The organism is uncultured Nisaea sp., assembly GCF_963974195.1.
Lineage (GTDB): Bacteria > Pseudomonadota > Alphaproteobacteria > Thalassobaculales > Thalassobaculaceae > Nisaea.
This window is the reverse complement of record NZ_CAXBDC010000005.1, coordinates 60,135-81,171: the sequence shown is the minus strand read 5'-3', so window position 1 is coordinate 81,171 and position 21,037 is coordinate 60,135. Positions and strand designations below refer to the sequence as shown.

Genomic DNA, 21,037 nt, shown 5'->3' with positions numbered 1-21,037 from the left:
TGGTCGCCAATGGCGAGATCTACAATCACCGGGATTTGCGGGCGATCCTCGGCGAGAGCGCCTTCCAGACCGAAAGCGACAGCGAGACCATCCTGCATCTGTTCCGCTCCGGCGAGGCGCGCTGGATCAGCCGGCTGGACGGCATGTTCGCCTTCGTGCTGGCCACCCGGAACCGGATCATCGCGGCGCGCGATCCGCTCGGCATCAAGCCGCTTTATGTCGCCAGACTGGGGGACGGTTATGCCTTCGCGTCCGAGCTGAAGGCCTTTGACGGCGTCGAGGTCGCGAATATCGAGGCGATTCCGCCGGGCACGCTCTATGACAGCCAGGACGGCTGGCGGCAATGGTATCGCACGCCCCAGGGCGCGGCCGAGGCGGAGCCGGATCTGGATATTGGCCGGACGGCGCGGGAGCTTCGGCTGGTGCTGGAGGAAGCGGTCGCGAAATGGATGGTCGCCGATGTCGAGGTCGGCTCCTTTCTCTCCGGCGGGCTGGACAGCTCGATCATCGCCGCTATCGGCCAGAAGATCCGCCGCGCCGCGGGCAAGGGGCCGCTGAAGACCTTTGCCGTCGGCACCGAGGGCTCGCCCGATCTGCTGGCCGCCCGCGCCGTGGCGGAGCATATCGGCTCCGACCACCGGGAATATGTCTTCACGGCGGAGGATGTCGCCGAGGCGCTGCCGCATGTGATCTATCATCTGGAAAGCGCGGATGTGGATCTGGTGCGCAGCGCCATCCCGACCCTGTTCGCCGCCCGGCTGGCCCGGCGCGAGGTGAAGGCGGTGCTGACCGGCGAAGGGGCGGACGAGCTGTTCGCCGGCTATACCTATCACCACGCCTATGTGGACGATCCCCGGGCCCTGGCGGACGAGCTGACCCGCGCTCTCGGTACCATGCATAATATCAACCTGCAGCGGGTCGACCGGGTGACCATGGCTGAAAGTCTGGAGGCCCGGACGCCATTCCTCGACCGTGACCTGATCGATTTCGCCCAGTCCATCCCGGCCTCCCTGAAGCTCTGCCGGACGGACCCGAACGCGCTTGAATCCACCGGACCGACCACGGAGAAATGGATCCTGCGCAAGAGCTGCGACGATCTGCTGCCGGCGGATCTGGTCTGGCGCAAGAAGGCGCAGTTCGATGAGGGCTCCGGCACCGTCGCTGCGCTCGATGGCGCGTTGCGCGACTTGACCGGCAAGGAAGGTGCCGTGACCCGCGCCGAAGAAGGGTTTCTCTACGAGAAAATCCTGCGCAGCCGGTACGAGAATCCGGACCGGATCATCGAGAATGCCGGAACCTGGTCGGCCGACCGGGTTGCGGTGTGATCTCTGCCACGTTCCATGAGCTGATGCAGAAATCCTTCGGGATCGTCTCCGTGGACTAACGAGTAAGCGCTACCGCTCACCCCGCGTAGTTGGAGCCTTCCTCGTCGAGGATCGCCTTCAGCTCGTCGAGATGCTGCTGTGCCTGCCCCGGATAGTCGTCCAGTTCCTGCGCGGTCTTCTCGGCGATGTCGTCCGGGATGATCCGCAGCTCCATGCCGGTCTGCAGGGCGCGGATATAGGTCTCCGCCGCACGCTCGAAATAATACAGCCGGTTGAAGGTGTCCGCGACGCTATCGCCGATCACCAGAATGCCGTGGTTGCCCATCACCATGACCTTGACCTTCGGGTCGGTCAGCATGGAGGCGCAGCGCTCACCCTCTTCCTCGAAAGCCAGCCCGCCATAGTCGTTATCGATCACCATGCGGTTGTAGAAGGTGGCGCAATTCTGGTCGATCGGGGGCAGACGGCTGTCCTTCAGGCTGGCGAGCACGGTGGCGTGGATGGAATGCACATGCATGACGCAGCGGGCATGCGGACAGTGCCGGTGCACCGAGCCGTGCAGTCCCCAGGCGGTCGGATCCGGCGCACCGGGGCGGCTCAGCACGTCGGGATCGTTCGCATCCAGCTCCAGCAGGTCCGAGGCCTTGATGCGGGAGAAATGCATCTGGTTCGGGTTCATCAGAAACTGCGTGCCGTCATCGTTTGTGGCCAGCGAGAAATGATTCGCCACCGCCTCATGCATGTCGAGCCGCGCGGTCCAGCGGAACGCGGCGGCAAGATCGACGCGCTCCGGCCAGTAGCCGAGATTGCTTTTCGGGGTGAGGGCGACGGGCGAGGACATGGCGTGGCTCCGGGAGGTGTGGTCTCGCCGCAGAGTGCCGTGCTGTTGGTCTCTTCGCTACTGCAAAAATACGGATGCTGCGATTAGCGCTGCTTATGGAGCGCTTCGCTTCGTTGTTCCATTCCCCATAACCGTCATCCCGTTGAAAAACGGGACCCAGGGGAAGCCGAGCGCAACCTTATGATCATCTAGGTCCCGGCTCTCCGGCCGGGATGACGATCTGGGATGGGAGCGGTCGCACGATCAGCCAAACTCCCCGCCAAGCCCGGCCAGCCACTCCAGCAGGCTGCCGGTCGCGGCATCTTCGGCGCGGTCGAACGCCGTGACGGCATAAAAGCTGCTCGGCGGTGTCAGTGGAGCCTCCGCCGGCACGACCAGTCGGCCCTCCGAGACATATCCGCCGGTAATGGTACGCCAGCCGAGAGCGACCCCGCGGCCCGCAAGCGCTGCCTGGGTCGCCTGTACGTAGTTCGAGAAGCGAAGCTGTACCGGGTGAGTGGGGCGGCCGAGGCCAAGGGCGGCGAGATAATCCGTCCAGCCGAGCCAGCGCGGGTCTTTCACATCGACATGGATCAGCGGCGCCGCGTGCAGGCTCTCCTGTGTCAGGGCCAGGCGTTCCGCCAGATCCGGTGCGCAGACAGGCTCGATCCGCTCTTCCAGCAGCGGGGTGACAGTGCCGTCGGACCAGTTGCCGTCGCCGAACCGGATGGCGATATCGACGTCGCCCGCGATGGTGGGCGCGCCGCTTTCCGAGGTGATGACATTCACCTGCACGTCCGGGTGATCGCAGTAAAAGCTTTCCAGATGCGGCATCAGCCAGAGGGTCGCGACGCCGACGGAGCAGGTCACGGTGACGCTGGAGCCCCGTTGCGCCAGATGGCGCCTGATCTCGTCGACGGCACCGGAAATCCGGCCAAGTCCGTCTTCCGTCGCCCGCAGCAGGATTTCGCCTTCGGCCGTCAGCGAGGCCGGTCGCGTGTTCCGGTCGATCAGGCGGGCGCCGATATGCTCCTCAAGCTGTCGCAGCGACTGGCTGACGGCCGGCTGCGAGACATTGAGCGCGGCGGCGGCGGCCCGCAGATTATTTGTCCGGCAGACTGTCTCGAAGACACCGAAGAGACGGAGCGGCGGCAGGTGGCGTGACATGAAATAAGGTCACCTTATCGAATGATCCGATTTTTCAGGCTTCTCACAGCCTCTGTGCGGGTTCAAGTTTTTCATTGAAAACATATGGTTATTTGGCGCGTTCGGGCCATGAACTGGCTTGATTGCGACATTGGTGGTGACTTTTTCTCTTATGGGATGGCTCGGTCGCGGAAAGGAGCGTTCGGCATGCAAGCGCGAAAAGAAAGCGGTGTCACGGTGCGGGATACAGGGCTTGATGTGGCATTCCCGGACGGCAGCTCAGCCTATTTCAATTACTTCTGGCTGCGCGACAATTGCCGGACCTCCTTCAATGATGTGACGCGGGAACGCACCTTCGACATATTTGCCGAGGCAACAGCGCCGGAGCCGCTGGAGATCCGGCTTTCGGACGCAGTGCTGGATATCGTCTGGCATGGTGGCCACAACAGCCGCTATCCGCTCGATTTTCTTGCGTCCTATGCGGCCGGTAAGCCTCGCCATGATCCGGCGGACCTGCCGCGCCGGGCCTGGTTCAGCGATCATTATCCGGATGTACCCCGCTACTCCCAGCCGGCTCTCCTGGCCGACCCGGACCTCCGGAAGGCCTGGTTCGAGACGATCCTGACCGAGGGTGTGGCACTGATCACGGATATGCCGGAGACGCCGGACGCTCTGGAGACGACGGCCGCCATGGCCGGTTATGTCCGGCCGAGCTTCTTTGGCAACGCCTTCGAGGTGATGACGCATATCAACCCGACCAACACCGCCTATACGGCGAGCGCGCTGGAGCTGCATACCGACCTGCCGTCGGAGGAATTCGCGCCCGGGATACAATATCTGCATTGCGTTGCGAATTCGGTGGAAGGCGGCAACAGCGTCTTCGTCGATGCGGTCGCGGTCGCGAATGATTTTCGGGAGCAGTATCCGGAAGACTTCAGGTTGCTGGCGGAGACCGAGATCCCGTATTATTGCGAGCATGACGCCTTCGACATGCGGGCCCGGCAAAGGGTGATCGAGCTGGACGCACATGGCGCCGTCTCCGGCGTCACCATCAGCCAGCATATGGCGGATATCTTCGACCTGCCGCAGACCTTCCTCGACCTCTATTACCCGGCCTTCCACCGCTTCGGCCGGATGCTGCAGGATGAGAAATACGTCATGCGCTTCCGCCTCAGTGACGGTGAGTGCATCTGCTTCGACAATCACCGTGTGGTGCATGGCCGGGAAGCCTACACGGCAACCAGCGGCGACCGTCACCTGCGCGGCTGCTACACTGATCGGGGGGAGATGCGCAGCGCCTATCGCGTGCTCTCGGGAACGGGACGGTTCAAGTAGGGCCGGTTCTGCTCTCTGTAAACATCGTCATCGTTGCGATGCAAGGCGAGTGAGCAGCGCGCTGGCTTCCGGCGCGCTGCAGCGCTATGAACGGCCCGACCGGTAGGAATTTACACGGAGCCGTCCTATGACCTCGCATTCAGAAGAGCGTTTTTCCAGCCTGACCCAGCTCGGCGGCGCGACCGAATTGCCCGAAAGCCCGGAGAAGGCGGTGCTGGAGAAGGTGCCGAATTCCATGGCGGATGTGAATTATCTCGTCCGCTTCACGGCGCCGGAATTCACCTCGCTCTGCCCGATGACCGGCCAGCCCGATTTCGCCCATCTGATGATCGACTACGTACCGGACCAGTGGCTGGTGGAGAGCAAGTCGCTGAAGCTGTTTCTCGGCTCGTTCCGCAACCACGGTGCCTTCCATGAGGATTGCACGGTCGGCATCGCCCGGCGCCTGATCGATGCGCTGGAGCCGCGCTGGCTGCGGATCGGCGGCTACTGGTATCCGCGCGGCGGCATCCCGATCGACGTATTCTTCCAGTCCGGCCCGGTGCCGGACGGCGTCTGGCTACCGGATCAGGGCGTGCCGCCCTATCGCGGGCGTGGATAGAACGCACCCCTTTCACCCTATAAACCACTCTTTACAAACCGTCATCCCGATGCAGATCGGGACCCAGGGAACATAAAGTTCGGGCCTATGACCATCTGGGTCCCGGCCCTCCGGCCGGAATGACGGCTTTGGGGTAGCGCCTAGAGCGAGACCGGTTTCACGTTCTCCTGCATCCAGGCCGCGAAGCCGGTGAGCTCCTGATCCCGGTGGGCCTGGCCAACCAGTTGAACCCCGACGGGCATGCCGTTCACGCCCATCAGAGGCAGGGTCACGCAGGGCACGCCGAGGGCCGATGTTGCCGCGTTGAAGGCAGGCAGGCCGGTTTGGTGGGTAATACCCGGCTCTCCGACGGCGCCGGAACCGTCGAAAGGAGGGGCGATACCGGCTGACGAGAGAGTGATGCAGCCATCCGCGAAGGGGGCGAGGGCGCGGAACCGGGCGCGCATGCGGTCTCTCTGGTCGAGCGCGGCGCGGTAATCCGCCAGATCCATGTCCTCGGCGAGGGCGAGGCGCTGTTTCAGGCTGTCGCTCATCTGGCTCGCATCCTTCTCGGCGAGGTTCCGCAACGTCCAGCGCAGCTCCCAGCAACAGATATCCCGGGCCAGTTTCAGACTGTCGGCAATCGCCACCTCGCAGGCATCGATGGTCGGACTGTCGGCCCGGGTCAGGATCTGTATGTCCTGGCGCCGGAGCTGGTCGAGTATCTGCTCGAAGGCGGCATGGGTGGTGCCGTCGAGCGTTTCCCATCCTTCGGTTTGCAGCAGCACCAGATGGCTTGGCTTGCGCGCCGCCGCCGGGGCTTCTTGACCATAAAGGCCGGGATAACCCGCATCACCACCGGCCTTGGCGGCGATCTGGTAGGCGACGGCCCACATATCCTGAAGCGAGCCGGCATGCACACCAACATGGCTCTGGCTCAGCCCGCCTGCCCGTTCGCCCCGGTTAAGGGCGCCGAGGGTCGGTTTGATGGCGATATTGCCGCAAAAACTTGCGGGCCGGATGACCGAGCCGACGACCTGGGAGCCGATGGTGGCGGGCACCATGCCGGCGCCGATCGCGGCCGCCGAGCCGCTGGAGGAGCCGCCGGGCGTGCGGTTGCTGTCGAAGGGATTACGGGTCGGTCCCGGATGGGAAAAGCCGAGTTCGGTGGTAACGGTCTTGCCGAGTATTACGGCCCCGGCGAGACGCAGGCCGTAAACGAGGGCGCTGTCCGCGTGGGTCTGGTTTCCCTTGAACAGCGGACTGCCCATTTCCGTCGGCATATCCTTCGTCATGAAGAGATCCTTGATGCCGATGGGCATGCCGTCGATGGGGGAAAGGGCGCGGCCGGCCTTGATGCGGTCCGTTGCCGCGTCGGCAGCGGCACGGGCGCCGTCACGGTTGATCGTGACCCAGGCCTGAACCTCCGGCTCCCGCGCCTCGATCACTTCGAGGCAGCGTTCCAGATAGGCTCGCGGGCTGTCGCTTCCGTCCTGGAAGCCGGGCACTGCGTCGTGGAAGGTCGGCAGGCTGGTGCTGGCCGGGTCGTAACTGCCGCTTGTCGCGGTTTGCTGGCGCTTGGCAACACTCATGCTTATGTTTCCCCCTGTTGTTTTTTCGTTGGGTTATCCGTTCAGTCTGATGCGCGTATGAACCTCTTCACTACATTGGCCGTTCTTGCCGGTGCCGCCCTGCTGTTTGCCTTTGCCTGGTGGCAGGATAAACGGGAGCGGACACCGGGTCAGGTTAGCCTGATCCCCTATACGATGATCCAGATTTTCGCCGTCGTCACGTGCCTCGTGATGTTGGCACATCTGGTGACACTGATTTCGGGGGCGCCTTTCAAGGGGCGGTTCGGGGGGTGAGCCGTTGGCTCAGGGCTTTGGAACGGTGGAGACCAGAGGCGCTCAGATGTCTGACAGATAGCCGAACTCGGCCATCAGCGGGCCGGCATTGCGCGTGGCTATTTGCACTTCCGCATCGCTAAGAACATCGCGCCATCCTCCGACAAGGCCCTGGCGGTAATGCGACGATGTATCTTCCTCACCGGGCTTTCGTCCCCCGGAAAGCCGCTCGAAGCTGGCATTTTCAATGGCGCCCCTGATCAGAGCGGCATCGCATGACGCTCCCAGAAACCGGAACAGCTCGGCGGCCCTGTTCTCGGTATCGGCATGCAGATCTTCATAACGGATCTCGAGATAGGGTTTTCCGGCGGCGATCCTGCGGGCTTCCCGGAGGCGCTGATTCCAGTCCTTGGTATAGACCTCGAGATAGCGTGCACGCTCAAGTTCGGAGGGGAGTTTCGAGCGGAAGCGGTGGAAGCCGGAGATCGCGCCGTCCCGGGGGTCGCGGATGACGTGGATGAAGCGGGCTTTCGGAAAGGTGGCCCACAGGCGCTCGAGTTTAACGACGTTCTCGGGAGTCTTCTCACCGACTGTAACGAGGCGCTCCGGATCCTTGTCGCCGATATTCGCAACGGCGAGGGACGCGAAAGCGGCCCTGAAGACCGGTCCCATGTGATGCGGCGCCGGTCCCCTGGCGCCGGGAGCCCAGGGCTCAACGGCGCGGCGTTGGGCGAAGCCTTGCATCGCGGTGTAGAGCGCCGGGATCAGATCATCCATATAACGGGATTCGCCGACACACAGGATCTCGGGATGGCTGTTCAGAAGCTGCTGCACCCAGGTTGTCCCGGATCGTGGCAAGCCGCCGACGAAGAATGCCGGAAGGGCGGAGAGGCGCGCATGCAGCGCGTCGAAGGACTCAGACACGCATTCTTCCTTTATCCGTTGCTCTCTTTGTCCGGTACGCTGGCCGCCTGAAATCGGCCGGTCTTTAGCACAGGGGCGGGGGGCCGTCGACGGGTGTTGAGATCAGGCATTACCGCGCGCCATCTCATGCCGCCGCGGCCTCCTTGATCCACTCGAAGAGGGTTGCCGTGGCCGGGTTCGTCTGCTTTCTGAGGGCGATGAAATAGCCGTCCTCACTGGCCATCTCATAGGAATTGACCTGCACCAGCGTGCCTTTCTCCAGGCTCGGACGAGCGAGCAGGGAGCTGGTCAGGGCGATGCCGACACCGTCCGTCGCCATCTGCACCGCAATGCCGTGGTGGTCGACGAACAAGCTTGGTTGCAGTGCCGGTGCATAACCGGACTGCGCGCACCACCCGGCCCATCCGCCGGACGTGCCGACGGCTTCGATCAGGGGATGCTCCTCGAAGGCGCTGGTGCCTGAAAGCAGGGAAGGCGCCGCGACGACGATCAGGCTGTCATGTTCGAGGCGTTCGGACTCCTTGCCGACAAGCTCGGCGGAGCCGAAGCGGATTTCGATGTCCCCGAAGGTGCTGTTGAATTCATCCGACCAGACCGTGCTGAGCAGGCGCACCTTGATCGCCGGATGCGCCGCGAGAAAGCGGGAGAGCACAGGCGCCAGTCGCCAGTGCGCGAAGCTGACGGATGTCGCCACCGTGACCAGCTCTTCCCGTGGTCCGAAATCGAACTGGCTGACCGCATTGTCCAGCACCGAAAGGCCGGAGGTAATCTCCGGCAACAGCCGTCGTCCGTCATCGGTGAGCGCAATGCCCCGGGCCTGGCGGTGAAACAGCGCCACCCCGAGGCGCCCTTCCAGCGCGCGGACCTGCTGGCTGACGGCGGATTGTGTCAGGCCGAGTTCGCGGGCCGCCGCCGTGAAACTGAGATGGCGGGCGGCGGACTGGAAGACCCGGAACCAGTTCAGCGGCGGGGTAAAACGAGCCATGGAAAAACCAAGTCATAAGTTTGACTAATGATGATGGCTCATAATTGGTTGTTTGTTGGTGTTCTGTCCATACGGGAGAGTTGTCTCTGCACAGAGAGAAGGGCAGCGGCATGTCACTTGAGATCCGGAAATTCGTTCAGTTCGATGAGGAAACCCTGATCGAGGGTTTCAAAAAGGCGGAGCCGCCGCTTCGTATGTTCGCCGTCGCCGCCGTGGTGAAGAACCCGTGGGCGGGACGGTTCGTCGAGGATCTAAAGCCGGAAATTCGCAGCTACGGGCCGGAGCTGGGGGCACTGTTGACACACCGTATCCTCGATCTTGCCGGTGGTGGTGATGCGATCGAGGCCTATGGCAAGGCGGCGATCGTCGGGCTCAATGGCGAGATCGAGCATGCCTCGGGGCTGATTCACACCCTGCGCTTCGGCAACCATTACCGCACGGCAGTCGGCGCTTCCTCCTATCTCGCCTTCACCAACACGCGCGGCCCGGCAAACGCGCCGATCTCGATCCCGCTGATGGACAAGAACGATGCGGGCCGCCGCTCGCACTATCTCACGGTCCAGTTCGCCATTCCCGATGCGCCGGGGCCGGACGAGATCGTCATTGCCCTTGGCGGATCGACCGGCGGCCGTCCGCATCATCGGATCGGCGACCGGTATCAGGATCTGGAGGAGCTTGGCCATGACCTGGACAATCCCGCAGCGATCTGACGGGCCGTCCGGGCTGGCACTCTCCCGTGCCGGATCGGGTCCGACAATCGTGCTGATCCATGGCGTCGGGCTGCGGTCCGAAAGCTGGGCGCGGCAGATCCCGGCACTGGCGGAACGCTGTACGGTGATCGCGGTGGATTTGCCGGGGCATGGCGACAGCGCATCCTTCGTTGCTCAGCCGGCCCTTGCCGATTATGCGGGGCGGATCGCTGATGTGATCGACCGGCAAGCCGGCCCCGCCGTGATCGCCGGCCATTCCCTCGGCGCGTTGATCGCGCTCGAAATCGCTATCCGCCATCCGGATCTTTGCGCCGGTGTGGCAGCCCTGAACGCGATTTTCCGGCGCAGCAAACAGGCCTCCGACGCCGTCCGGGCGCGGGCAGACGGCCTGCCTCTCGATAAAATCTCCGATCCTGAGCCGACCCTGGAACGCTGGTTTTCCATCGACCGGAACCCGGATGCTGCGAACGCCTGCCGGGACTGGCTGCTCGGTGCTGACCCGGCTGGGTACAAGGCGGCTTATACAGTGTTCGCGCAATCGGATGGTCCTGCGGACGAGGCGCTCCGCACGCTCTCCTGTCCCGCGCTTTTCCTGACCGGCTCGGAAGAGCCGAACTCGACACCGGCCATGTCCGGAGCCATGGCGGCGCTGGTGCCGGACGGCGAATGCGCGGTGATCGATGGCGCCGCCCACATGATGCCGATGACGCATTCCGGCGCGGTCAATAGGGCGCTGCTGGATTTCGCGGCGCGTTGCCATGGCGGTGCGGCATGACGCGGCTCGACCCAAAGGCCCTGCGGCAGGCGTTCAGTGTCTTTCCGACGGGGGTCACTATCGTCACCGCGCGAACGGCGGACGGAACGCCGGTAGGCTTCACCGCGAATTCCTTCACCTCGGTCTCGCTCGACCCGCCGCTGCTGCTGGTCTGCCCCGGCCGCTATCTCTCCAGTTTTGCCGTGTTCGAGAGTTGCGAGCGTTTCGCCATCAATGTGCTGGCCGAAGGGCAGGAGGCGCTGTCCGACAGGTTCGCCCGGTTTGGCGGGGATCGCTTTGCGCAAATCAGATGGTGGGGCGAGGCGGGCATGCCACCGGTGCTCGACGGTGTGGCGGCGCATTTCCTGTGCGCCACGCACCGGGTCATCCCGGCGGGCGATCACATTGTCCTGATGGGCGCGGTCGAGGCGTTCGAGCGGTCCGGCAGGCGCGGCCTCGGGTTCGCCGAGCAGACTTATTTCAGCCTCGGCGCGGCCGAGCGCGCACGTCACTACGGTTAGGGAGGCCTGCTGCTATGGACTTTTCTCTTTTCGCGCATATGGAGCGCGTGACCTCCGGCCAGTCTCATCCCGAGCTGCACGAGGAGTTCGTCAGCCTGTGCGAGATGGCGGATCAGGGCGGCATGCGGGCCATCTGGACCGGCGAGCATCACGGCATGGAATTCACCATCACGCCGAACCCGTTCCTGCAACTGGTGGATCTGGCGCACCGGACGAAAAATGTCCGGCTCGGCACCGGCACCGTGGTCGCGCCCTTCTGGCACCCGATCAAACTGGCGGGGGAGGCGGCGGCAACGGATTTGCTGACCGGCGGGCGGCTGGAGCTCGGCATCGCCCGGGGCGCTTATGCCTTCGAATATGAGAGGCTTTCACCAGGGCTGGATGCCTGGCAGGCCGGGCAGAGGATGCGGGAGATCGCGCCGCTGCTGCCGAAGCTCTGGGCTGGTGATTGCGCGCATGAGGGCGAATTCTTCCAGTTTCCCGCCACCTCCAGCGTACCGAAGCCAACCCAGCCGGACGGACCGCCGGTCTGGATCGCCGCCCGGGACCCGAACAGTCACGAATTCGGCGTTTCGAACGGTTTCAACATCCAGGTGACGCCGCTCTGGCAGGGCTGGGAGGAGATCGAGAGCCTGATGGGACGCTTCAACGCGGCCTGTGACAAGCACACCGGCCCGCGCCCGAAGATCATGCTGCTGCACCATACCTATGTGGCGGCGGATGCCGACGATCTCGCCGTCGCGGTGGATGAGCTGCACCGCTTCTATTGTTATTTCGGCGCCTGGTTCAAGAACGAGCGGCCGATCCGTCAGGGCCAGATCGCGGCGCTGTCGGAGGAAGAGATCGCCGGAAACAGGATGGTGACGCCGGAGGCCCTGCGGCGGGATCTGACCATCGGCACGGCGCAGGAAGTCATCGACCGGCTGAAGCGGATCGAGGATCTCGGCTATGACGAGTTCTCCTTCTGGATCGACAGCGGTATGAGCACGGAACGGAAGAAGGCGTCTCTGGCCCGCTTCATTGACGAGGTGATGCCGGCTTTCGGCTGATGGAGAGACCGGGAGCAGGGCCTCTGTCTCTGGCCGAACACGGGCCGGCTGGAATGTCCTGTTTTAATGGCTTGAAGTCCGGAGGGATGAGGGTGCCGGCTGGATGCATCCGGAGGCGGGATCGCCGCAATTGCGCGCTTCTCCGCCAATCAGAAACACCTTGCAAGCCAATCTCGGCTGAACTAATCATTTGCCAAGCAAGCTTTTTGCTGGATCGCTAGAAGCTTATGTGACCCGGCGTTCAAGCTAAAATCAACATTAGTGCGTCGGGATAGATATGGGCCTGTATACAGATTACCTGAGTGAAATCGAGACTCGCAAAGCGCAGGATTTAAGCCCGAAACCCATCGAGGACGGCGCGCTTGTAGAAGAAATCGTTTCGCAGATCAAAGATCCGGGTAACGAACACAGGGAAGATTCCCTCAAATTCTTCATTTACAACACCCTGCCTGGCACGACGAGCGCCGCGGGTGTGAAGGCGAAATTTCTCAAAGAGATCATTCTTGGAGAAGCGCCTGTTGAAGAGATTACCCCGGCCTTTGCCTTTGAGCTGCTGTCGCACATGAAGGGTGGCCCGTCGGTCGAGGTTCTGCTCGATCTGGCTCTGGGCGAGGATGCCGACATTGCCCGTCAGGCGGCCGAAGTCCTGAAAACGCAGGTCTTCCTGTACGAGGCTGATACGGACCGGCTGAAAGAAGCCTACGAGGCCGGCAACGAAATCGCCAAGGACATCCTGGTCAGCTATTCGGACGCCGAATTCTTCACCAAACTTCCCGAGGTTGAGGAAGAGATCAAGGTCGTGACCTATATCGCGGCCGAAGGGGATATCTCCACCGATCTGCTCTCCCCGGGCAATCAGGCCCATTCCCGCTCCGACCGCGAGCTGCACGGCAAGTGCATGATCTCCGAGACCGCGCAGCAGGAAATCCGGGCGCTGCAGAAACAGCATCCCGACAAGCGCGTGATGCTGATCGCCGAAAAAGGCACGATGGGCGTCGGCTCCTCCCGCATGTCCGGGGTCAATAACGTTGCCCTGTGGACCGGCAAGCAGGCCAGCCCCTATGTGCCGTTCGTCAATTTCGCGCCGATCGTCGCGGGCACGAACGGGATTTCCCCGATCTTCCTGACCACCGTCGGCGTGACCGGCGGGATCGGCATCGATCTGAAGAACTGGGTCAAGAAGCTGGATTCCAGCGGCAAGCCGATCATGAATAATGACGGCAACCCGATCCTCGAGCAGAAATACTCCGTCGAGACCGGCACCGTCCTCAAGATCAACACGAAAGAGCAGAAGCTCTACACCGAAGATGGCAACGAAGAGCTTGTTGAAGTCTCTTCCTCCTTCACGCCGCAGAAGACCGAGTTCATGAAGGCGGGCGGGTCCTATGCGGTCGTCTTCGGCAAGAAGCTGCAGACGCTTGCCTGCGAGACACTCGGGATCGAGTTGAAATCAGCCTATGCGCCGTCGAAGGAAATCTCCCATCCGGGGCAGGGGCTCACCGCGGTCGAAAAGATCTTCAACAAGAACGCCGTGGGTGTCACGGAAGGCGCCGTGCTGCATGCCGGCTCCGACGTCCGGGTGAAGGTGAATATCGTCGGCTCCCAGGACACGACCGGTCTGATGACTTCCCAGGAACTGGAAGCGATGGCCGCCACGGTCATCTCGCCGACGGTCGATGGCGCCTATCAGTCAGGCTGCCACACGGCATCCGTCTGGGACATGAAGGCGCAGGCCAACACGCCGAAGCTGATGGCCTTCATGAACAAGTTCGGCCTGATCACCGCGCGGGATCCGAAGGGCGTCTATCACTCGATGACCGACGTCATTCACAAGGTGCTGAACGACATCACGATCGATGACTGGGCGATCATCATCGGCGGGGACTCGCACACACGCATGTCCAAGGGCGTGGCCTTCGGCGCGGATTCCGGAACGGTCGCGCTTGCGCTGGCGACGGGCGAGGCGACGATGCCGATCCCCGAATCCGTCAAGGTGACCTTCAAGGGCAAGATGAAGGACCACATGGATTTCCGCGACGTGGTTCATGCAACCCAGGCGCAGATGCTGCAGCAGTTCGGCGACAACGTCTTCCAGGGCCGGATCATCGAAGTCCATATCGGCACCCTGCTTGCCGACCAGGCCTTCACCTTCACGGACTGGACCGCCGAAATGAAGGCGAAAGCGTCTATCTGCATTTCCCAGGACGACACTCTTATCGAGTCCCTCGAGATCGCCAAGAGCCGCATCCAGATCATGATCAACAAGGGCATGGACAATGATGCCGGCGTTCTGCAGGGACTGATCGACAAGGCGGACAAGCGCATCGCCGAAGTGAAGTCCGGTGAGGTGCCGGCCCTGGCGCCTGACGACAATGCCAAGTATTTCGCGGAAGTCGTCGTGGATCTGGATTTGATCGACGAGCCGATGATTGCCGATCCGGACGTCAACAACGCGGACGTCTCCAAGCGGTATACCCACGACACGATCCGGCCGATCTCCTATTACGGGGCGGAAAAGAAAGTGGATCTGGGCTTTATCGGCTCCTGCATGGTTCATAAGGGGGACGTGAAAATCGTCGCCCAGATGCTGAAGAATCTCGAGAAGCAGTTCGGCGAAGTGAAGTTCAAGGCACCGCTCGTCGTCGCCGCGCCGACCTACAACATCGTCGATGAATTGAAGGCGGAAGGCGATTGGGCCGTCCTGCAGAAATATTCCGGGTTCGAATTTGACGACAACGCGCCGAAGACCACTGCCCGTGTCGATTACGAAAATATCCTGTATCTGGAGCGGCCCGGCTGCAATCTGTGCATGGGTAACCAGGAAAAGGCTGCAAAAGGGGACACGGTGCTGGCAACGTCCACCCGGTTGTTCAAGGGCCGGGTCGTTGAGGATGCTGACGGGAAGAAGGGCGAGTCCCTTCTCGCATCAACACCGGTTGTCGTGCTTTCCGCCATTCTCGGCAGAACGCCTAATCTGGAAGAATACAAAGCCGCCGTGGAAGGCATCAATCTGACAAAGTTTGCCCCGCCGCTGCAGAAATCGCCGGATATAGCGTCGGTCCATTACTAAGAGCCGATACCAAGGGGGGCGGAAAACGCCCCCCCTTTTTCTTGCCGATAAAGCCTGAACGCGTTTCCGGCTCTCTTCCGTCTCCCGAAAGCCGCGCATGAAAATCCCCGCATTGCCGTTCACCGTCACCGACTGGTCCGAGGTCGCCGAAACCAGACATCCCGGCGAGACCGGGGAAGCCATCTGGCGGACCATGGAAATCGGCGACATCCGCATCCGGCAGGTCGAGTATTCACCCGGCTACCTCGCCGATCACTGGTGCGACCGGGGGCATATCCTCTATGTGCTGGAAGGTGAGCTGATCTCCGAGCTGAAGGATGGCCGCAAGACCATTATGACCGCAGGTATGTCCTATCAGGTCTCGGACTTCGGAGACGCGGCGCACCGCTCCTCGACGGCGACCGGCGCGAAGCTGTTCGTAATTGATTAGCTAAATAAAACGAGGTTATCGCTGATAAAATTGTTTATTTTATTGAATTTATGATTCTGGATTTTTATTGCGCATTTCTCTAATATTTTTCATTTTTTCTATATCCGATCCTTTTTCTGAATTTTGTTTATTTATTCTTGTTTTGTATCCGTTGTGTAGCAAAAAAATTTCTAATGTTTGGTGTATATTTTTTGCGTCTATATATAATTGTGCCGACAATACGCTAAATTTATTTTTCTCATCTGGTGTTCTTTTCTTTTGTAATAGATCAGAAAATAAATCACAACCAATTTGAAATGATTTAATCATAGATGAATAGTTTATAATGCTTGAAATTTTTTGTTTCCCAAGTTTGTTTATGCTGCCATAAAAATTATCTTGAAAATTATTTATAAAAAGGCCTCTATTTGCAACCAGTGATCGAAATGCCGGAAATAAATCATTTTTATTTTCTGCCTCTACATTTGGTAATGCCTTGTTTAATAGAGTGTATGTAAAGAAGACTTCTTCAAGAAACACATCGTATATTTTCTGTACTTCTCTCCAGGAGACTATTTTGGAATAAATTATATTAATAATAAACGTTACGAATGAGAAAAAAGCTCCTCCGCCAACAATTTTTGCTAGTATTGACGAATCAAAATCCATCTCGCTTCCTTGCGTCTTATGGGTGATTTTTGTTGGGTCTATAAGTGTACCGGTTGATTTTTCTGGATTCAACTATAATTAAAAATGATAATAATGTTGCTCGGATTCGGCTGGCAGAACTCAGCCCGGTTCACCGCCCCCGGAACACCGGCTTCCGCTTCTCCATAAACGCCGTCCGGCCTTCCGCGTAATCCTCGCTCTCCATGCATTTCAGGACCAGCGCGTCGCAAGCGGCGGCATCCTGCTCGTGTTCGGGTTTTTCCAACTCGATCAGCGCGCGTTTCGCTGTCTGGATGGCGAGGGGGGCGTTTTCGGAGATGCGGGCGAGCAGGTCTTCGACATGTTTGTCCAGCTCGGCGTCGGGCAGGACCCGATTGACGAGGCCCATCATCACCGCTTCCTGGGCCGAGAACCGGCGGGCGGTGTAGAAGATTTCGGCGGCGAAAGCCGGTCCCACGAGGGTGCGCAGGCGGCGGATGCCGTCCATGGCGTAGCCGATGCCGAGTTTCGCGGCGGGGACGGAGAAGCTGGATTTCTCCGAGCAGACCCGAATGTCGCATTCGATGGCGATGGCAAGGCCGCCGCCGATGCAGAAGCCGTCGATCCGGGCGATGGTCGGTTTCTCCAGATCCCGCATCACCTGCTGGAACCGGGCAACGGCGCGGTCATAGGTCTCCACTGCCTCCCGGCTGGCCCGTTCGTCCCCGAACTTGGAGATATCCGCCCCGGCCACGAAAGCCTGATTGCCCGCCCCGGTCAGCAGGATGGCGCGGATATTGTCGTCCCGGCCGAAGGCCTCCAGTAACTCGGCGCCGTGGGTCCACATTTCCAGGGACATGGCATTGTGACGAGCCGGGTTGTTGAAGATCAGGCGGGCAATGCCGCCCTTGAACTCGGTCAGGATCGGTTGCGGCGCGGCGCTGGCGGGCATGGGGCGGGTCCGTTTCGTCTGGGCTGTCGGGCGTGTTGTAGGTCAGATCACCTGTTTGTCGCGCAGGGCCTGGATTTCCTCGGCGCTCATGCCGAGGCCGCCCAAAATCTCGTCCGTATGCTCGCCATAGGCGGGCGGTGCCGAGGCGAAAGTGCTGGGCGTGCGCGACAGGGTGATCGGCTGAGCCACCAGATCGATATCGCCATGCTCGTCCGAATGCACGGTTTTCTGCATGCCGAGATGCTTGACCTGCGGGTCGGCGAAAGTCTGGTCGATGGTGTAGATCGGCCCGGCCGGGACGCCCTCCTTGTTGAACAGGTCGACCCAGTGCTTCGTGCTTTCGGTAGCGAGCACGTCCTGTATCAGGGCGTTCAATGTGTCCCGGTTTTCCGAGCGTGACGGGGCGGTCTTGTAGTCCGGATTGTCCGGCAGATCCTCGCGGCCGATGACGGCGCAGAACCGGGTCCAGATCTTCTCGCCGGAAACGGCGATGTTCATATAGCCGTCGCTGGTCTGGAACACGCCGGTCGGGATGCTGGTCGGGTGATTGTTACCCGCCTGCTTGGCGACCTCGCCGCTCATGGTCCAGCGCGAGGCCTGGAAATCGAGCATGAAGATCTGCGCCTGCAGCAGGGAGGTATGCACCCATTGGCCCTTGCCCGAGGCTTCCCGCTCCAGCAGCGCCACCATGATGCCCTGTGAGGCGAAGATCCCGGCTGTCAGGTCCGCCACCGGGATGCCAACCCGCATCGGGCCTTCGCCGGGGGCGCCGGTGATCGACATCAGCCCGCCCATGCCCTGGGCGATCTGGTCGAAGCCGGGACGCTTGGCATAGGGGCCGTCCTGACCGAAGCCGGAGATCGAGGCATAGACCAGGCCGGGATTGTCCTTCGCCAGCGTTTCGTAATCGATGCCGAGGCGCTGCTTCACGTCGGGCCGGAAATTCTCGACGATGACATCTGCCGTTTTCGCCAGCTTCCTGAACAGCGCAAGGCCTTCCGGGTCCTTCAGGTTCAGCGTCATTGCCCGCTTGTTGCGATGCAGGTTCTGGAAGTCCGAGCCGCTGCGGGCGCCGCCGAGCTGGTTTCCGGCCTCCAGTGCCTCGGGCAGCTCGATCTTGATCACGTTCGCGCCCCAGTCGGCGAGCTGGCGCACGCAGGTCGGCCCGGAGCGGACACGTGTCAGGTCAAGCACGGTGAAACGGGAGAGCGCTTCGGAGGCATGGATGGCGGGCATTGTTTACTCCCTGAGAGCTGAATTTTTATCGTTGTGTTCGTTTGACGCGCGACTGTTTTGTCTCGTCGCTGCGCGCAGGATAGAGCAGATGGAAAAAATACACTCCATGGGCTCGCAATCACCATACGGCGTTCCTATATTTTTCATATACCGGCAGTCCCCCGGTAAACCGACTTGGCGGACGTTCCGTCGAGAACTGGTCCCCTTCTCCGGCACTCAGCAGAGAGCCGGGAACTGAAAAGCGGCGCCACGTTCCCCTCCCCCCCAGAACGGCGCCGCTTTCTTTATGCATAATGCGAAAGCCGCCCTCCTGCAGTCACCTGGTCAGAGCCTTGTGTCATCTTACCGCGTTGAGGCTGGCGCCGACCTCCCCTATGGTGTCCGCGTCGGGTGCAAGGGCATTGCTTTCATGGAATTTTTCGGCGATCACCGGTTCGAGGGCAGGGACCTCGGCTGCCAGAGAGGCGGCCGTCTGGTGTTCGATCGGCTGGATTTCACGCTCGCCTCCGGCGGCGTGCTTATTCTGAAAGGCCCGAACGGCAGCGGTAAATCCAGCCTGCTGCGGACCATGGCAACGCTGGTCCGTCCGGTGCGCGGTGCTCTGCTCTGGGATGGCGCACCGGTCGCGGACGATCCGCAAGCCCATGCCGGAAACCTGCATTATGTCGGCCATGCCGATGCAGCCAAACCCGCGATGACGGCGGAAGAACTCCTGACTTTCTGGTCTGGCATGCGCGGCGGTAATGGAATGCCCGTGGCGGCGGCGCTGGAGCATTTCGGCATATTGCACCGTGCGGATTTTCCGGCCCGGTATCTCTCCTCCGGTCAGAAACGCAGATTGGCGCTGGCCCGGTTGCTGGTCAGCGAAGCGCCGCTCTGGATCCTGGACGAGCCGACCGTGGGGCTGGATGTCGATGGTGTCTCCGCGCTGGAAGCGGCCATTGCAACGCATCGCAGCCGCGGCGGCATGATCGTCGCGGCCACGCATATCCAATTCGAGGCGGGCGATGACGTGTCCGAGCTTGATCTTCGCGCATTCGAGCCGTCCGCCGCCGATCTCGACGCTGCCTATGGCGCTCTCGGCGCGGCATTCGGGGACGCGTCATGAAGGCGTTCCTGGCTCTGGTCCGGCGCGACCTTTCCCTGGCCCTTCGTCAGGGCAGCGACGCCGCCATGGTGCTGATGTTCTTCATCATCGTGGTCACCCTGTTTCCGCTGGCCGTCGGCCCGGAGCCGGGGGTGCTGGAACGGATCTCGTCCGGCATTGTCTGGGTCGCGGCATTGCTGGCGGCGATGCTGTCGCTCGACCGGATGTATCAGGCCGATTATGACGACGGCTCGCTTGAGCTGATGCTGCTGGCTCCGGTGCCGCTGGAGGTGCTGGTGCTGGCGAAGTGCCTGGCGCACTGGCTGACCACCGGGTTGCCGATGCTGCTGATCGCGCCGTTGCTCGGGGTTTTCATGAATATGCAGACCGATGCCTTTCCGGTGTTGCTGGCCAGTATGGCGCTGGGCACGCCGGTGTTGAGCCTGCTCGGCGGGGTTGGCGCGGCATTGGTGCTTGGCGCCCGGCGGGCGGGAACGCTGGTCGCCCTGCTGGTGCTGCCCCTGACCATTCCGCTGCTGATTTTCGGGGTGTCGGCGATGGAGGCGGCGGTCACCGGACAGTCGGCCAAGGCGCAGCTTTTGATCCTCGGGGCCATGCTGCTGGCCTGCCTGCCGCTGGCGCCCTGGGCGACGGCGGCGGCCCTGCGACAGTCGGCCGGTTGATGTTTCGCGCCGGTTGGTGTTCAAACAGATCTGCGGACGGAAAGAGACGGGGCAGGACCTCGCACCCGGACCGCTCCATGCCGATACGGTTTATGGAGGATATGCTCGGATGAACTGGTTCCACTGGCTTGCCAATCCGGCGCGCTTCATGCGTCTTGCCGCCCGGCTGCAGCCCTGGATCATGGCGCTTGGCCTGTTGACCGGAGCGGCCGGTCTCTATTTCGCGCTGTTCGCCTCGCCGGCGGATTATCAGCAGGGCGAGACCGTGCGGATCATGTATGTGCATGTACCTGCGGCCTGGATGGCGATGTTCATTTACGTCGTAATGGCCGCCGCCGCCGCGAGCTTCCTGATCTGGAAGCATCCGCTGGCCGATGTCGCGGCCCAGGCGGCAGCTCCGATCGGCGCGGGCTTCACCCTGATGGCGCTGGTCACCGGCTCCCTCTGGGGCCAGCCGATGTGGGGCACCTGGTGGGTCTGGGATGCCCGGCTGACCTCCGTGCTGATCCTGTTCTTCCTTTATCTCGGCTATATCGCGCTGGTGAATGCCTTCGACGATCCGGAGCGCGGCTCCAGGGCCGGGGCTGTCTTGTTGCTGGTCGGGGTGGTGAACATTCCGATCATCAAGTTCTCCGTCGACTGGTGGAACACGCTGCATCAGCCGGCCAGCGTGGCCCGGATGGATGGTCCTTCCATTGATCCGTCGATGTTGCTGCCGCTGTTGCTGATGGCGGGCGCTTTCAAGCTGTATTTCCTGTATCTTCTGATCGTACGCATGCGTGGCGAGTTGACGGCCCGGCGCATTCGACTGTTGCGTCTGTCCGACATTTCCTGACGTGGTTGCGGGGCTGTCACTGTTGTGACCAGCCCGCGACGCCACGTCGCTTTGACCGGCCTTGGAATTAATCTAAATTCCCGGTGTCGATGAACGGTTTCCCGGAGCAGGGTCATTCTGGAGT

Annotated in this window: 21 protein-coding genes; 13 read left to right on the top strand and 8 right to left on the bottom strand. The window is 61.6% G+C overall.

Annotated features, from left to right (window positions below):
- The coding region (locus AAC126_RS02440; RefSeq protein WP_339849663.1) for an asparagine synthase-related protein at nt 1-1,325 on the top strand (1,325 nt) is incomplete at its 5' end.
- A 76-nt stretch (nt 1,326-1,401) separates the two neighbouring features.
- Here AAC126_RS02440 and AAC126_RS02435 read toward each other — a convergent pair.
- Both AAC126_RS02435 and AAC126_RS02430 read right to left on the bottom strand, forming a co-directional pair.
- Complete coding sequence (locus tag AAC126_RS02435) at nt 1,402-2,166, bottom strand: class II aldolase and adducin N-terminal domain-containing protein (protein ID WP_339849660.1); 765 nt, start codon at nt 2,164-2,166, stop codon at nt 1,402-1,404.
- A 243-nt stretch (nt 2,167-2,409) separates the two neighbouring features.
- Entirely contained in the window at nt 2,410-3,312 is a 903-nt protein-coding gene (locus AAC126_RS02430) for a LysR substrate-binding domain-containing protein (RefSeq protein ID WP_339849658.1), read from the bottom strand.
- 186 nt (nt 3,313-3,498) lie between these two features.
- On the opposite strand from AAC126_RS02430, the gene AAC126_RS02425 reads away from it, so the two are divergent.
- Nucleotides 3,499-4,626: a TauD/TfdA family dioxygenase gene (locus tag AAC126_RS02425; protein WP_339849656.1), complete on the top strand. Its 1,128-nt coding sequence runs from the start codon at nt 3,499-3,501 to the stop codon at nt 4,624-4,626.
- A gap of 127 nt (nt 4,627-4,753) precedes the next feature.
- The gene (gene queF, locus AAC126_RS02420; RefSeq protein WP_339849653.1) at nt 4,754-5,227 is read left to right on the top strand and encodes a preQ(1) synthase; all 474 of its coding nucleotides are present in this window, start codon (nt 4,754-4,756) and stop codon (nt 5,225-5,227) included.
- A gap of 140 nt (nt 5,228-5,367) precedes the next feature.
- On the opposite strand, the gene AAC126_RS02415 is transcribed toward queF, so the two are convergent.
- A complete protein-coding gene (locus AAC126_RS02415) occupies nt 5,368-6,798 on the bottom strand; it encodes an amidase (protein ID WP_339849652.1) in 1,431 nt (476 codons plus the stop codon).
- Between the two features lie 57 nt (nt 6,799-6,855).
- Here AAC126_RS02415 and AAC126_RS02410 point away from each other — a divergent pair, with 57 nt between their 5' ends.
- Complete coding sequence (locus tag AAC126_RS02410; protein ID WP_339849649.1) at nt 6,856-7,071, top strand: hypothetical protein; 216 nt, start codon at nt 6,856-6,858, stop codon at nt 7,069-7,071.
- A 42-nt stretch (nt 7,072-7,113) separates the two neighbouring features.
- Here the strand turns inward: AAC126_RS02410 and AAC126_RS02405 are convergent, their stop codons facing one another.
- Both AAC126_RS02405 and AAC126_RS02400 read right to left on the bottom strand, forming a co-directional pair.
- On the bottom strand, nt 7,114-7,974 hold the full coding sequence (locus AAC126_RS02405; RefSeq protein WP_339849646.1) for a sulfotransferase: 861 nt from the start codon (nt 7,972-7,974) through the stop codon (nt 7,114-7,116).
- 124 nt (nt 7,975-8,098) lie between these two features.
- Nucleotides 8,099-8,959, bottom strand: a complete 861-nt coding sequence (locus AAC126_RS02400) for a LysR family transcriptional regulator (protein WP_339849643.1) — start codon at nt 8,957-8,959, stop codon at nt 8,099-8,101.
- A 110-nt stretch (nt 8,960-9,069) separates the two neighbouring features.
- On the opposite strand from AAC126_RS02400, the gene AAC126_RS02395 reads away from it, so the two are divergent.
- The 6 genes from AAC126_RS02395 (at nt 9,070) to AAC126_RS02370 (ending at nt 15,493) form a co-directional block, all read left to right on the top strand.
- The gene (locus AAC126_RS02395) at nt 9,070-9,669 is read left to right on the top strand and encodes an amino acid synthesis family protein (RefSeq protein WP_339849641.1); all 600 of its coding nucleotides are present in this window, start codon (nt 9,070-9,072) and stop codon (nt 9,667-9,669) included.
- Nucleotides 9,641-10,444, top strand: a complete 804-nt coding sequence (locus AAC126_RS02390; protein ID WP_339849638.1) for an alpha/beta hydrolase — start codon at nt 9,641-9,643, stop codon at nt 10,442-10,444. The genes AAC126_RS02395 and AAC126_RS02390 overlap by 29 nt, the downstream gene beginning before the upstream one ends.
- Nucleotides 10,441-10,944: a flavin reductase family protein gene (locus tag AAC126_RS02385; RefSeq protein WP_339849635.1), complete on the top strand. Its 504-nt coding sequence runs from the start codon at nt 10,441-10,443 to the stop codon at nt 10,942-10,944. Before AAC126_RS02390 ends, AAC126_RS02385 begins: the two co-directional genes overlap by 4 nt.
- A 14-nt stretch (nt 10,945-10,958) precedes the next feature.
- Entirely contained in the window at nt 10,959-11,993 is a 1,035-nt protein-coding gene (locus tag AAC126_RS02380; RefSeq protein ID WP_339849632.1) for an LLM class flavin-dependent oxidoreductase, read from the top strand.
- Between the two features lie 277 nt (nt 11,994-12,270).
- Entirely contained in the window at nt 12,271-15,063 is a 2,793-nt protein-coding gene (locus AAC126_RS02375; protein ID WP_339849630.1) for a bifunctional aconitate hydratase 2/2-methylisocitrate dehydratase, read from the top strand.
- A gap of 97 nt (nt 15,064-15,160) precedes the next feature.
- Nucleotides 15,161-15,493: a DHCW motif cupin fold protein gene (locus tag AAC126_RS02370; protein ID WP_339849628.1), complete on the top strand. Its 333-nt coding sequence runs from the start codon at nt 15,161-15,163 to the stop codon at nt 15,491-15,493.
- 48 nt (nt 15,494-15,541) lie between these two features.
- Here the strand turns inward: AAC126_RS02370 and AAC126_RS02365 are convergent, their stop codons facing one another.
- The 3 genes from AAC126_RS02365 to AAC126_RS02355 all read right to left on the bottom strand — a co-directional run bounded on the left by AAC126_RS02365 (nt 15,542) and on the right by AAC126_RS02355 (nt 18,308).
- The gene (locus AAC126_RS02365) at nt 15,542-16,141 is read right to left on the bottom strand and encodes a hypothetical protein (protein WP_339849625.1); all 600 of its coding nucleotides are present in this window, start codon (nt 16,139-16,141) and stop codon (nt 15,542-15,544) included.
- A 130-nt stretch (nt 16,142-16,271) separates the two neighbouring features.
- Nucleotides 16,272-17,072 (bottom strand): enoyl-CoA hydratase, encoded by an 801-nt coding sequence (locus tag AAC126_RS02360; protein WP_339849623.1) that lies wholly within the window; start codon nt 17,070-17,072, stop codon nt 16,272-16,274.
- Nucleotides 17,073-17,114: 42 nt separating this feature from the next.
- Nucleotides 17,115-18,308 carry a CaiB/BaiF CoA-transferase family protein gene (locus AAC126_RS02355; RefSeq protein WP_339849621.1) on the bottom strand — a complete coding sequence of 398 codons (1,194 nt, stop codon included), beginning with the start codon at nt 18,306-18,308 and terminating at the stop codon, nt 17,115-17,117.
- A gap of 409 nt (nt 18,309-18,717) precedes the next feature.
- Here AAC126_RS02355 and ccmA point away from each other — a divergent pair, with 409 nt between their 5' ends.
- The 3 genes from ccmA (at nt 18,718) to AAC126_RS02340 (ending at nt 20,913) form a co-directional block, all read left to right on the top strand.
- Complete coding sequence (gene ccmA, locus AAC126_RS02350; RefSeq protein WP_339849665.1) at nt 18,718-19,416, top strand: heme ABC exporter ATP-binding protein CcmA; 699 nt, start codon at nt 18,718-18,720, stop codon at nt 19,414-19,416.
- The gene (gene ccmB / locus AAC126_RS02345) at nt 19,413-20,078 is read left to right on the top strand and encodes a heme exporter protein CcmB (protein WP_339849618.1); all 666 of its coding nucleotides are present in this window, start codon (nt 19,413-19,415) and stop codon (nt 20,076-20,078) included. The genes ccmA and ccmB overlap by 4 nt, the downstream gene beginning before the upstream one ends.
- A 109-nt stretch (nt 20,079-20,187) precedes the next feature.
- The gene (locus AAC126_RS02340) at nt 20,188-20,913 is read left to right on the top strand and encodes a heme ABC transporter permease (RefSeq protein ID WP_339849616.1); all 726 of its coding nucleotides are present in this window, start codon (nt 20,188-20,190) and stop codon (nt 20,911-20,913) included.
- The last annotated feature ends 124 nt before the right edge of the window (nt 20,914-21,037 follow it).

Coding starts and splice junctions, on each gene's coding strand:
- AAC126_RS02435 (WP_339849660.1), bottom strand. CDS start 2,166: ATGTCCTCGCCCGTCGCCCTCACCCCGAAAAGCAATCTCGGCTACTGG.
- ccmB (WP_339849618.1), top strand. CDS start 19,413: ATGAAGGCGTTCCTGGCTCTGGTCCGGCGCGACCTTTCCCTGGCCCTT.
- AAC126_RS02340 (WP_339849616.1), top strand. CDS start 20,188: ATGAACTGGTTCCACTGGCTTGCCAATCCGGCGCGCTTCATGCGTCTT.
- AAC126_RS02390 (WP_339849638.1), top strand. CDS start 9,641: ATGACCTGGACAATCCCGCAGCGATCTGACGGGCCGTCCGGGCTGGCA.
- AAC126_RS02375 (WP_339849630.1), top strand. CDS start 12,271: ATGGGCCTGTATACAGATTACCTGAGTGAAATCGAGACTCGCAAAGCG.
- AAC126_RS02380 (WP_339849632.1), top strand. CDS start 10,959: ATGGACTTTTCTCTTTTCGCGCATATGGAGCGCGTGACCTCCGGCCAG.
- AAC126_RS02410 (WP_339849649.1), top strand. CDS start 6,856: ATGAACCTCTTCACTACATTGGCCGTTCTTGCCGGTGCCGCCCTGCTG.
- AAC126_RS02360 (WP_339849623.1), bottom strand. CDS start 17,072: ATGCCCGCCAGCGCCGCGCCGCAACCGATCCTGACCGAGTTCAAGGGC.
- AAC126_RS02370 (WP_339849628.1), top strand. CDS start 15,161: ATGAAAATCCCCGCATTGCCGTTCACCGTCACCGACTGGTCCGAGGTC.
- AAC126_RS02365 (WP_339849625.1), bottom strand. CDS start 16,141: ATGGATTTTGATTCGTCAATACTAGCAAAAATTGTTGGCGGAGGAGCT.
- AAC126_RS02400 (WP_339849643.1), bottom strand. CDS start 8,959: ATGGCTCGTTTTACCCCGCCGCTGAACTGGTTCCGGGTCTTCCAGTCC.
- ccmA (WP_339849665.1), top strand. CDS start 18,718: ATGGAATTTTTCGGCGATCACCGGTTCGAGGGCAGGGACCTCGGCTGC.
- AAC126_RS02415 (WP_339849652.1), bottom strand. CDS start 6,798: ATGAGTGTTGCCAAGCGCCAGCAAACCGCGACAAGCGGCAGTTACGAC.
- AAC126_RS02385 (WP_339849635.1), top strand. CDS start 10,441: ATGACGCGGCTCGACCCAAAGGCCCTGCGGCAGGCGTTCAGTGTCTTT.
- AAC126_RS02425 (WP_339849656.1), top strand. CDS start 3,499: ATGCAAGCGCGAAAAGAAAGCGGTGTCACGGTGCGGGATACAGGGCTT.
- queF (WP_339849653.1), top strand. CDS start 4,754: ATGACCTCGCATTCAGAAGAGCGTTTTTCCAGCCTGACCCAGCTCGGC.
- AAC126_RS02430 (WP_339849658.1), bottom strand. CDS start 3,312: ATGTCACGCCACCTGCCGCCGCTCCGTCTCTTCGGTGTCTTCGAGACA.
- AAC126_RS02395 (WP_339849641.1), top strand. CDS start 9,070: ATGTCACTTGAGATCCGGAAATTCGTTCAGTTCGATGAGGAAACCCTG.
- AAC126_RS02355 (WP_339849621.1), bottom strand. CDS start 18,308: ATGCCCGCCATCCATGCCTCCGAAGCGCTCTCCCGTTTCACCGTGCTT.